Annotated in this window: 8 protein-coding genes; 4 read left to right on the plus strand and 4 right to left on the minus strand. The window is 76.4% G+C overall.

Features of this window, described 5'->3' with window-relative positions; translation table 11 throughout:
* Nucleotides 1–102: 102 nt before the first annotated feature.
* A complete protein-coding gene (locus ACRYR8_RS19910; RefSeq protein ID WP_432486186.1) occupies nucleotides 103–1,050 on the minus strand; it encodes a phytoene/squalene synthase family protein in 948 nt (315 codons plus the stop codon).
* Nucleotides 1,051–1,194: 144 nt separating this feature from the next.
* On the opposite strand from ACRYR8_RS19910, the gene ACRYR8_RS19915 reads away from it, so the two are divergent.
* From ACRYR8_RS19915 to ACRYR8_RS19925, 3 genes are read left to right on the plus strand one after another with little or no spacing between them, the layout of a single operon-like run.
* Nucleotides 1,195–2,712 carry an MmgE/PrpD family protein gene (locus tag ACRYR8_RS19915; RefSeq protein WP_432486035.1) on the plus strand — a complete coding sequence of 506 codons (1,518 nt, stop codon included), beginning with the start codon at nucleotides 1,195–1,197 and terminating at the stop codon, nucleotides 2,710–2,712.
* Nucleotides 2,712–3,635: a methylisocitrate lyase gene (gene prpB / locus ACRYR8_RS19920; protein ID WP_432486034.1), complete on the plus strand. Its 924-nt coding sequence runs from the start codon at nucleotides 2,712–2,714 to the stop codon at nucleotides 3,633–3,635. Before ACRYR8_RS19915 ends, prpB begins: the two co-directional genes overlap by 1 nt.
* A 33-nt stretch (nucleotides 3,636–3,668) precedes the next feature.
* Nucleotides 3,669–4,814 (plus strand): bifunctional 2-methylcitrate synthase/citrate synthase, encoded by a 1,146-nt coding sequence (locus tag ACRYR8_RS19925; protein WP_432486033.1) that lies wholly within the window; start codon nucleotides 3,669–3,671, stop codon nucleotides 4,812–4,814.
* 36 nt (nucleotides 4,815–4,850) lie between these two features.
* Here the strand turns inward: ACRYR8_RS19925 and crtI are convergent, their stop codons facing one another.
* Both crtI and ACRYR8_RS19935 read right to left on the minus strand, forming a co-directional pair.
* Nucleotides 4,851–6,410 (minus strand): phytoene desaturase family protein, encoded by a 1,560-nt coding sequence (gene crtI / locus ACRYR8_RS19930; protein ID WP_432486032.1) that lies wholly within the window; start codon nucleotides 6,408–6,410, stop codon nucleotides 4,851–4,853.
* The gene (locus ACRYR8_RS19935) at nucleotides 6,410–7,549 is read right to left on the minus strand and encodes a polyprenyl synthetase family protein (protein ID WP_432486031.1); all 1,140 of its coding nucleotides are present in this window, start codon (nucleotides 7,547–7,549) and stop codon (nucleotides 6,410–6,412) included. The genes crtI and ACRYR8_RS19935 overlap by 1 nt, the downstream gene beginning before the upstream one ends.
* Before the next feature lie 84 nt (nucleotides 7,550–7,633).
* On the opposite strand from ACRYR8_RS19935, the gene ACRYR8_RS19940 reads away from it, so the two are divergent.
* Entirely contained in the window at nucleotides 7,634–8,323 is a 690-nt protein-coding gene (locus ACRYR8_RS19940) for a CDP-alcohol phosphatidyltransferase family protein (protein WP_432486030.1), read from the plus strand.
* Nucleotides 8,324–8,330: 7 nt separating this feature from the next.
* Here ACRYR8_RS19940 and ACRYR8_RS19945 read toward each other — a convergent pair whose 3' ends face one another.
* Nucleotides 8,331–9,809, minus strand: coding sequence for a phytoene desaturase family protein (locus tag ACRYR8_RS19945; protein ID WP_432486029.1), 1,479 nt, complete (start codon nucleotides 9,807–9,809; stop codon nucleotides 8,331–8,333).
* Nucleotides 9,810–9,953: the final 144 nt, after the last annotated feature.

A 9,953-nucleotide genomic window follows, 5' to 3' on the forward strand; every position in this document is an offset into this window, starting at 1 on the left:
ACAACCAAATGTCGGTGGCGCCCGCCGGGGCGTAGCCCTACTCTTTCGCCGCCCCGCCCCCCGGCCCGGGCCGCGCCGGGCCGGGGGGGGGGGCCCCGGGGCTCAGGCCGTCGTCCAGCGCGCCTCGCGCCGGCGCGCCAGCCGCGCCCGCCCCAGGCCGGGCAGCGCCACGGCCAGCCGGCGCGGCAGGCCCACCCGCACCCGCCGGCCCAGCACGTCGTGGCCGGCGGCCTCGACGGCGCCGAGGATGCCGCCGTACAGCTCGTAGGCGGTGCGCAGGCAGTCGCGGCTCGTGGGGTGCACCATCGCGATCCCCGGCTCCGCCTGCGCGTACAGCTCGCGGGTGCGGGCGACCTCGAAGGCCAGCAGCTCGCGCACCGCCGACGGCGTCCTCCCGGCGCGGCGGCCGGCGAGCAGGTCCTCGCGGGTGACGCCGAACGCCTCCAGGTCCTCGGCGGGCAGGTAGACGCGCCCGCGGTCGAGGTCCTCGCCGACGTCCCGGATGAAGTTGGACAGCTGGAACGCCTCGCCCAGCGCGCGCGCCGGGCCCTCCGCGCCGGGGGCCACGGGTTCGAGCACCGGCAGCATCTGCAGGCCGATGACGGCTGCGGAGCCGTACACGTAGCGGCGCAGGTCCTCGTAGGTGGCGTAGCCGGTCTCGGTGATGTCCATCCGCATCGAGGTCAGGAACGCCTCGACGTGCGCCCGGGGGATGTCCCACCGGCGCATGGTGGCGGCCATCGCGCGCCCGACGGGGTCGCGGGGGCCGCCGGGGGAGTCCAGGCCGGCCAGGAACGCGTCGCCCCACTCCACCAGCGCGTCGGGGTCCGGGTCGGTCAGGGAGTCGACGAACTCGTCGGCGTAGCGGGCGAAGCCGTACAGCGCCCACACGTACGGGCGCTTGGCCGGCGGCAGCAGCAGCGTCGCCAGGTAGTAGGTCTTGCCGTGCTCGGCGTGCAGCCCGCGGCACAGCTCGAACGCCGCCCGCAGCTGCGGGTCGGCCAGCTGCGGGTCGGTGCGGGTGGCGGCGTCGAGGTCACGGGTGCTCACCGCGCGGATCGTGCCAGGTGCGGTGCCGACCCCGGCCACGAGGTCGGCGCGGGCCCGCGCGGTGACGGACGGGAGGTGCCCCGGGGGCTGGTCGCGGGGGCAGCCCCCTGCGTACGGTGGCCGCCTCGACGAGGAGGCCAGCGCGTGAGGAACCACACCGTCCGGGTGCGCCGCAGCGAGGAGCCCTTCCCCCGCTCGCAGGAGCTGGCGTGGAAGCTCGCCGAACTCGCCACCGACCCCGTTCCCGTCGACGGCGACGTCGCCGCGATGGTCGTCAACCGGCTGCTGGACGACGCCGCCGTCTCCGCGGCCTCGCTGCTGCGCGCTCCCGTGGTCGCCGCCCGCGCCCAGGCGCTGGCCCACCCGTCCTCGCGCGGTGGCCGCGGCGCCGCGGTGGTCGGCACCCGCGAGGCCGTCTCGGTGGAGTGGGCCGCGTGGGCCAACGGCGTCGCGGTGCGCGAGCTGGACTTCCACGACACGTTCCTGGCCGAGGAGTACTCCCACCCCGGCGACAACGTGCCCGCCCTGGTGGCGGTCGCCCAGCACGCCGGTCGCGACGGGGCGGCGCTGCTGCGCGGGATCGTCACCGCCTACGAGGTGCAGGTCGACCTCGTGCGGGCGATCAGCCTGCACCGGCACAAGATCGACCACGTCGCGCACCTGGGGCCCTCGGTGGCGGCCGGGCTGGGCACGCTGCTGGGGCTGAGCACCGAGGTGGTGCACCAGGCGATCGGGCAGGCCCTGCACACCACCACCGCCACGAGGCAGTCGCGCAAGGGCGCGATCTCCACGTGGAAGGCGTACGCACCGGCGTTCGCGGCCAAGGTGGCCGTGGAGGCGGTCGACCGGGCGGTGCGGGGGCAGACCAGCCCCGCGCCGATCTACGAGGGCGAGGACGGCGTCGTCGCGCGGCTGCTCGACGGCCCCGACGCGGTGTACGAGGTGCCGCTGCCGGAGGCCGGCGAACCCCGGCGGGCGATCCTGGAGACCTACACCAAGGAGCACTCCGCGGAGTACCAGGCCCAGGCCGTCATCGACCTGGCCCGCCGGCTGCACCGGGAGCACCCCGAGCTGCGCGAGCCGGCGAACGTGGCCTCCATCGTCCTGCACACCTCCCACCACACCCACACGGTCATCGGCTCCGGCGCGCGCGACCCGCAGAAGTACGACCCCACCGCCAGCCGGGAGACGCTGGACCACTCGGTGCCGTACGTCGTCGCCGTGGCGCTGCAGGACGGCACCTGGCACCACGAGAGCTCCTACGCCCCCGAGCGCGCCGCCCGCCCGGACACGGTCGAGCTGTGGCGGAAGGTCAGCACCGTCGAGGACCCGGAGTGGACCGCGCGCTACCACGCGAGCGACCCGGCGCAGAAGGCGTTCGGCGGGCGGATCGTCGCCACCCTCACCGACGGCTCCACCGTCGTCGACGAGATCGCCGTGGCCGACGCGCACCCGCTGGGCGCGCGCCCGTTCGGCCGCGAGGAGCACCTCGCGAAGTTCCGCACGCTGGCCGCCGGCGTCCTCGACGACGCCGAGGCCGAGCGGTTCGCCGACCTCGCCCAGCGCCTGCCGGAGCTGGACGCCGCCGGCGTGCGGGAGCTGGGGATCGTCGCCCCGGACGGGTACCTGGGGTCCGTGCCGCTGCCGGAGGGGCTGTTCTGATGCTGCACTCCACCACCACGCCGGCCGCCAAGCGCAGGGCGCTGCGCGCGGGCCTGGCCTCCGGACGCCTGCTCCGCTTCCCCGGGGCCTTCAACCCCCTGTCGGCCCGGTTGGTGCAGCGCAAGGGGTTCGAGGGCGTCTACGTCTCCGGTGCGGTGCTCTCCGCCGACCTCGGGCTGCCGGACGTCGGGCTGACCACGCTGTCCGAGGTCGCCGGGCGCTCCGCCGAGATCGCCCGGCAGACCGACCTGCCCGTCCTCGTCGACGCCGACACCGGCTTCGGTGAGCCGCTGAACCTCGCCCGGACCGTGCAGGTCCTGGAAGACGCGGGCGTCGCCGCCCTCCACGTCGAGGACCAGGTGAACCCCAAGCGCTGCGGGCACCTGGACGGCAAGACCGTCGTCGACGACACCACCGCCGTGCGCCGGGTCAGGGCCGCCACCGACGCCCGCCGCGACCCCGACCTCGTGGTGGTGGCCCGCACCGACGTGCGCGGCACCGTCCCGGGCCCCGGAGGCCTGCGGCGCACGGTGGAGCGCTCGAAGATGCTCGTCGACGCCGGTGCCGACGTGCTGTTCCCCGAGGCGATGGCCGACCTGACCGAGTTCGAGGCCGTCTGCTCCGCCGTGGACGTGCCGGTGCTGGCGAACATGACCGAGTTCGGCCGCAGCGCCCTGTTCACCCATGAGCAGCTGCGCGACGCCGGGGTGCGCCTCGTCATCCACCCCGTCTCGCTGCTGCGGCTGGCCATGGGCGCCGCCGACCGCGCCCTGGACGCCCTCGCCGTCGAAGGCACCCTCACCGGGCAGGTGCCGCACATGCAGACCCGCGCGGAGCTGTACGACCTGCTCGACTACCCCTCCTACGAGGAGTTCGACTCCGGGGTCCACGACGCCGGCCTCGAGGACCACCGGGACAGCTGACCGCACGAGCGACGCGAAGGGGCGTGGCACGAGATGACGGCGACGACGCGACCGGACCGGCAGGTCCACAAGGGGCTCGCGGGCGTGGTGGCCGACACCACCGCGATCTCCAAGGTGGACCCGGCGACCAACTCCCTGCTCTACCGCGGGTACCCCGTGCAGGAGCTCGCCGCCTCCTGCACGTTCGAGGAGGTCGCCTGGCTGCTGTGGCACGGCGAGCTGCCGGACGCCGGTGAGCTGGCCGGCCTGCACGAGCGGGAACGGGCGCACCGCGCACTGGACGAGCGGGTGCTGCGGGTCGTGACCGGGCTGCCGCGGCACGCGCACCCGATGGACGTGGTGCGCACCGCCGTCAGCGTCCTGGGGGCCCTCGACCCCGACGCCGGTGACTCCTCCCCGGGCGCGGAGCTCGCCAAGGCCGAGCGGCTGTTCGCCGCGCTGCCCGCGGTGGTGGCCCTCACCCAGCGCCTCCGCCACGGCCGGGACCCCGTGCCGCCGCGCGACGACCTCGGGTCCGCGGCGAACTTCCTGTGGCAGGCCTTCGGCGCCGAACCCGCCCCGCAGGTCGTGCGCGCCTTCGAGGTCTCACTCGTCCTCTACGCCGAGCACTCCTTCAACGCCTCCACGTTCACCGCTCGCGTGGTGACCTCCACCCTGGCGGACCTGCACTCCGCCGTCACCGCCGCCGTCGGCGCGCTCAAGGGCCCCCTGCACGGCGGGGCCAACGAGGCCGTGTGGAAGCTCTTCGAGGAGATCGGGCCCGGGCCCGGCGCCGCGGACCGCGCGCGCGAGCGCGTGCGCGAGGCGGTGGCCGGGCACCGCAAGGTGATGGGGTTCGGGCACCGCGTCTACCGCGACGGCGACTCGCGGGTGCCCACCATGCGCGCGGCGCTGGGCGAGCTCGCCGGCCACCTCGGCAGGCGCGAGGTCCTGGACCTGTACGACGCCCTGGAGGCGGCGGTGGCCGAGGAGAAGGGCATCAAGCCGAACCTGGACCTCCCCGCCGGGCCCGCCTACCACCTCGTCGGTTTCGACACCGCGGTCTTCACGCCGGTCTTCGTCGCCGCCCGCGTCACCGGCTGGACCGCGCACGTGCTGGAGCAGCGCGCCGCGAACTCCCTCATCCGCCCGCTGTCGGCGTACGACGGGCCCGCCGAGCGGCACCTGCCCACCCGGTGAGGGCGGGCGGGTGCGCGGCTGCCGCGGTGGGCGGTCTCAGCGCCAGGCGCGGGAGCGGTAGGAGCGGTTCGGCCCCGTGACCCGTTCCGCCGCCAGGCGCCCCGACACCAGCACCATCGGCACACCCACCCCGGGCTGGGTGCCCGACCCGGTGAACACGACGTTTTCGCCCCACAGGTTCCCCGGCCGGAACGGGCCGGTCTGCCGGAAGGCGTGCGAGGAGGCGAACGGGGCACCGGCCGCCATGCCCTGCCGTTCCCAGTCCGCCGGCGTGATGACGTCCTCGGCCTCCACCGCGTCGGAGAAACCCGGGTAGCCGCGCTCGGCGAGCACCCCCATCACGTGCTCGCGGTAGCGCGGGCCGACGCGGTCCCAGTCGATCGGGGAGGGGCCCGCCGCCAGCGACGGCGTGGGGAACAGCACGTAGTAGACGTGCTTGCCCGCCGGGGCCAGGCCCGGGTCGGAGACGGTCGGCCGGGACACCAGGATCGAGGGGTCGCTCATCAGCCGACCGTCCAGCAGTTCGGCGAACACCTCCTTCCACGCCGCGCCGAAGTGGATCGAGTGGTGCACCGGGTCCGGGTAGTCCGCGCTGGAGCCGACGTGCATGAGGTAGCAGGACGGCGAGTACGTCAGGTGCCGCAGCCGCCACGGGTCGGTGCCCAGCAGGTCGCGGTGCGCCACCGGCAGGTCTGGGTTGAGCACCACGACGTCCGCGCCGAAGCGCCGCCCGTCGGTGGTGATCACACCCGTGGCGCGCCGGCCGGTGCGTTCCACCCGCGCCACCTCGGTGCCGTAGTGGAACTGCACACCGTGCTTCTCCGCCGCGGCCGCCATCGCCGTGGGGATCGCGTGCATGCCGCCCTTCGGGAAGAACACCCCCGCCACGGTGTCCATGTACGCGATGACCGAGTACAGCGCCAGCGCGTCGTACGGCGACAGGCCCGCGTACAGCGCCTGGAAGGAGAACATCCGCTGCGTGCGCGGGTCCTTGAGGTGCTTGCCGACCTCCGGTGCCATCTTCCGGAACCCGCCGGCCGCCAGCAGCCGCACCAGGTTCGGCTTCAGCAGGTCCAGCGGGGTGTCGATGTTGGAGTCGATGAAGTCGCGGATCTCGTAGCGGTACAGGTCCCCGACGTGGGCGACGAACCGGCGGTAGCCGTCGGCCTCCGCGGCCCCGCACAGCTCGCCGATCGCCTGGGCCGTGCGCTCCACCTCCGCGGAGACCTCCAGTCGCGAGCCGTCGGCGAAGGTCCCCCGGTACAGCGGGTCCACCGGTCGCAGGTCCAGCCAGTGGCCCATCTCCTCGCCGAGCGCGTCGAAGCAGTCGGCGATGAGGTCCGGCATCGTCAGCACCGACGGGCCCGTGTCGAAGCGGTACTGCCCGTCGGGCACGTCCTTCACCGACAGCCCCGCGCGCCCGCCCGGCACGTCCTCGCGCTCCAGCACGGTCACCCGCCGCCCGGCCGCGGCCAGCCGCATCGCCGTGGACAGACCCCCCAGGCCCGCACCGACCACCACGACGTGGTCGCTGCGCCCCTCCACGCGCCGGGTGCGCCCCGGCAGCCAGTCCAGCGCTCGCGTCGACCCGGCCATCAGGAACTCCTCCTCGTGGCCGCCACGACCAGCTCGTGCAGCGCGGCGCGCGCCGGCTCCGCCAGGTCGGCGGCGTCCAGCGTGCTGCAGGCCACGTCCACCTGCTCGGCGATGATGCGCTCCACCCCGTCCAGCGCGCCGGTGTCCACCAGCACCCTGCGCAGCGCCGCCACGCCGTCGCCGTCCAGTTGCGGGTCGCCCAGGTGCCGGCTCACCAGCGCCGCCTGAGCCGGGGAGGCGGCCTGCACGGCCAGCGCCACCAGGACGGTGCGCTTGCCCTCGCGCAGGTCGTCGCCGGCGGGCTTGCCGGTCTCCTCCGGGTCGCCGAACACGCCCAGGACGTCGTCGCGCAGCTGGAACGCCTCGCCCAGTGCCAGGCCGAAGCGCGACAGGTCGGCCAGCAGCGGCTCCGGTGCCCCCGCCAGCGTCGCCCCCAGCAGCAGCGGGTGCTCCACCGAGTACTTCGCGCTCTTGAACCGCACGACCCGCCGGGCCCGCTCCACCGCCCCCGCCGGCCCCAGCGCCTCGGAGGACGCCTGCTCCAGCATGTCCAGGTACTGACCGCCCATCAGCTGGGTGCGCATCGTCTCGAACACCCGCCGGCCGCGGCGCAGCGCGTCGGCGCCCAGCGGCGCGCGCGAGTACAGCTCGTCGCTCCACGCCAGGCACAGGTCCCCGGCCAGCACCGCACCGGCCAGGCCGAAGCGCTCGGCGCTGCCGGACCACCCGGCACCCGCGTGCAGGCCGGCGAACCACCGGTGCGCGGCCGGCTTGCCGCGGCGGGTGTCGGAGTCGTCCATGACGTCGTCGTGCAGCAGCGCCGCGGCCTGGAACAGCTCCAGCGCCGCCGCCGCCGTGACGACGCCCGCCTCGGCCTCGCCGGGCCCGCCGCCGTCGGCGCCGCGGAAGCCCCAGTAGCAGAACGCCGGCCGCAGCCGCTTGCCGCCGGCCAGCAGCGTCGTCACCGCCTCCAGCAGCGGCTCGCAGTCGTCACCGAGCTCGCCCAGCACGCGGCGCTGGTCGTCGACGAAGGCGGCGAGGACCTCCTCCACCCGGTCGCGCACGCCGAGGGCGGCGGTCCGCTGATCGGGGTCGGGGACCGTCGGGGGAGCTGCTGGGGGCGGCGGCACAGGGGGCACTCTAGGCAGGAGGGCAGCACCCGGCGACCGGGTGGGCGCGGTCGCGACCGGCCGGTGCCGGCACCACGACCTACGGTGGTCCCCGTGCCCACCCAGCGCGCTCCCCAAACGCGCGGGCCGGCGGTGCCGGACCGCGCCGAGTACCTGCGGCGCTGGTCCCGGCTGCACGGCGGGGCGGCCGCCACCGGTCTGGTGCGCGCCTGGCTGGGCGGCGTGCACGTCCTCGCCCGCCCCCTGGCGCTCGCGAGGGTGCCGCCGGCCGCGGTGACCCTCGCCGGCACCGCCCTGGCCGCCTCGGCGGCCTGGGTGGCGCTGGTGGCCGGCCCCGGCGGCGCCCCGGCGGTCGCCGTGGCGGTCCTCGTGGTCGCCGGCGGGCTGCTCGACAACCTCGACGGGGCGGTGGCGGTGCTGCGCGAGCGCACCAGCGACCGCGGTGCGCTGCTGGACGCCTGCTGCGACCGCGTCGGCGACGCCGCCTGCGCCCTCGTGCTGCTCGGCTGCGGCGCCCCCGCCTGGCTGGCGGCGCTCGCGGGCGGCCTGGCGCAGCTGCAGGAGTACCTGCGCGCCCGCGCCCAGGGGCTGGGTGCCCGCGACGTCGGGGTCGTCAGCGTCGCCGAGCGGCCCGTGCGCATCGCCGTGGCCGCAGCGTGCGCCGCCGCCACGGCCATCGCCCCCGGGCAGGCGCCGTGGGCCCTGCTCGGCGCCGCGGCGTGGGCGCTGCTGGGCGCCGTCGGTCTCGTGCAGGTGGCCGTGGCCCTCGGCCGGCGGCTCTGAGCGCTGCTCAGGCGGGTCCCACGAGGTCGGCCACGATGCGCGCCGACAACCCCACCAGCGGCAGCCCGCCGCCCGGGTGGGCGCTGCCGCCGACGAGGAACAGCCCCGGCACGGGGGAGCGGTTCGCGGGGCGCAGGAACGCCGAGCGGGCCCCGTCGCTGGAGGTGCCGTAGATCGCGCCGCCGTCGCTGCGGGTGTCGCGGGCCAGGTCCGCCGGCGTGCGCACCTCGTACCAGCGCAGCCGCTCGCGCACGTCCAGGCCGCGGCGGGCCATCGTCGCCAGCACCCGCTCGGCGTACCCGGTCACCAGCCGCTCGTCCGTCCAGTCCGTGCCGCCGGGGGCGCGAGCGCCGGGGTCGTGCACGGGGGCGTTGACGAGCACGAACCACGCCTCGGTGCCCTCCGAGGGCCGCAGCGCCGGGTCGTCGGGGGCGCTGACGTACACGGTGGGGTCGGCCACCGGGCGGCCGGCGGCCAGGTCGGTGAACTCGGCGTCGTAGTCGTCGGGGAACAGCACCGTGTGGTGCCGCAGGCCCGGGGTGCGCCCCTCCAGCGCCAGCAGCAGCACGAACCCCGAGGAGGAGCGCCGCCGCGGGTCCGGCCGCAGCCGCGGGCGCGGCAGCAGGTCCCGGTAGAGGTGCGCGGCGTCCACCGCGGAGACCACGACGTCGGCGCGCAGCTCCTCACCGCCCGCCAGCCGCACGCCCGCCGCCCGGCCGCCGGACTCCAGCACCCGTTCCACCGCGGCACCCGTGCGCACCACCACCCCGCGCTCGCGGGCCCGCTCGGCCACCGCCTCCGCCAGCCGCCGCAGCCCGCCGCGCACGTACCACGCGCCGAAGGTCTGCTCCACGAACGGGACCGTCGCCAGCGCCGCCGGCGCCTTCGCCGGGTGAGAGCCGGAGTAGGTGGCGTAGCGGTCCAGCAGCACCCGCAGCCGCGGGTCGTGCAGGTAGTGCCGCCCCAGCGAACGCAGCGACGCCCAGGGAGCGACCGTCCGCACGTCCGAGGTGCTGCGCGCCAGGCGCAGCAGCGTGCGCGGCCCCTCCAGCGGCGACTCCAGGAACGGCCCGCGCGCCACGTCCCACACCGCTGCGGCGCGCTGCAGGAACCGCGTCCACTGCTCGCCGGTGCCCGCACCCAGCGCCTCGTCCAGCGCCGCGGCCACCGCCGCGCGCCCGCCGCCCGGCAGGTCCAGCTCCGTGCCGTCGCCGAAGCGGTAGTGCGCGACCGGGTCCAGGGGCACCACGTCCAGCACCGACTCGATCGGCGCGCCGGTCTTCAGGAACAGGTCGCGCTGCACCGCCGGCAGCGTCAGCAGCGACGGTCCGGTGTCGAAGGAGAAGCCGTCGTGGCTGAACCAGCCGAGCTTGCCGCCGACGTCCGGCGCCTGCTCGCACAGCACGACGTCGTGGCCCAGGGCCGCCAGCCGCGCCGAGGCCGACAGGCCCCCCAGGCCCGCGCCGACCACCACCACCCGGCTCACCGCTGCACCGCGCTCACGGCAGCGACCGGCCCTTCCACGTCAGGGCGCCGCGGCGGGGGGGGGGGGGGGGGGGGGGGGGCGGGGCGGGGGGCGGCCGGCCCGGCCCCCCGCGGGGCCCGGCGGGGGGGTGCGGGGGGCGGGCCC

The organism is Kineococcus esterisolvens (assembly GCF_050871405.1).
In the GTDB taxonomy this organism is placed as follows: domain Bacteria; phylum Actinomycetota; class Actinomycetes; order Actinomycetales; family Kineococcaceae; genus Kineococcus.